1 protein-coding gene is annotated in these 1,270 nt (G+C 68.0%); it reads left to right on the plus strand.

The features are described from left to right. On the plus strand, positions 1-1,270 hold a 1,270-nt coding region (locus CLV74_RS22455; RefSeq protein ID WP_106269165.1), incomplete at both ends, for an aldehyde dehydrogenase (NADP(+)).

Genomic DNA, 1,270 nt, shown 5'->3' on the forward strand with positions numbered 1-1,270 from the left:
GACCAGATCGAGGCCCGCGCCGAGGCCATCACCCAGATCGGCACGCAGGAAACCGGCCTTCCCGAAGCCCGCCTGCAGGGCGAGCGTGGCCGCACCACCGGCCAGTTGCGTCTCTTTGCCTCCCATATTCTGGCAGGCGATTATCTGGACCGCCGCCATGACGCGGCGCTGCCTGACCGGGCACCCCTGCCGCGCCCCGACCTCAAGATGATGCAGCGCCCCATCGGCCCTGTGGCGGTCTTTGGCGCATCGAACTTCCCGCTCGCCTTCTCGACCGCGGGTGGCGACACCGCCAGCGCGCTGGCCGCCGGCTGCCCTGTGGTGGTCAAAGGCCATAGCGCTCACCCGGGCACCGGTGAAATCATCGCCGAGGCCATCCACGCCGCGATCCAGCAAACCGGCATGCCCAAAGGCGTCTTCAGCCTGATCCAAGGGGGCAAGCGCGACGTGGGCACCGCTCTGGTCCAGCATCCGCTGATCAACGCGGTGGGCTTTACCGGCAGCCTCGCAGGGGGGCGCGCCCTCTTTGATCTCTGCGCACAGCGCGACACGCCGATCCCCTTCTTTGGCGAGCTTGGCTCGGTCAACCCCATGTTCATGCTGCCCGCCGCCATCGCCAATCGCGGCGACGCGCTGGGGCAGGGGTGGGCGGCATCGCTGACCATGGGCGCAGGCCAGTTCTGCACCAACCCTGGCATCGCCGTGGTCATCGAAGGGCCTCAGGCCGACGCCTTCATCAAAGCCGCCCAAACCGCCCTCTCGGCCAGCGGCGCACAGACCATGCTGACGGACGGTATCGCGCAGGCCTACACTTCGGGGGCGGCGAAAATGGGCGCACAGACCGGCGTGCAGGACCTCGTGACCTCCATGTGCGACACGCGGCAAGCCAAGCCCTTCCTCTTCCAAACCACAGCTGAAAACTGGCTCGGCAACCACACCCTCAGCGAAGAGGTCTTCGGCCCCCTCGGCCTCGTCGTCACCGCCAAAGACGCAGAGCAGCTGCAACAGATCGCCCGCAGCTTCGAAGGCCAGCTGACCGCGACCCTGCATATGGACGATGCCGACACCGACATCGCCCGTAGCCTCCTGCCGATCCTCGAGCGCAAAGCAGGCCGGGTGCTGGCCAACGGCTTCCCCACGGGGGTCGAGGTCTGCGACGCCATGGTCCACGGCGGCCCTTACCCCGCCTCCACCAACTTCGGAGCCACCTCCGTCGGCACCCTCGCCATCCGCCGCTTCCTGCGCCCCGTCTGCTACCAGAACCTGCCCG

It is taken from the genome of Donghicola tyrosinivorans (assembly GCF_003003355.1).
GTDB classification, from domain to species: domain Bacteria; phylum Pseudomonadota; class Alphaproteobacteria; order Rhodobacterales; family Rhodobacteraceae; genus Donghicola; species Donghicola tyrosinivorans.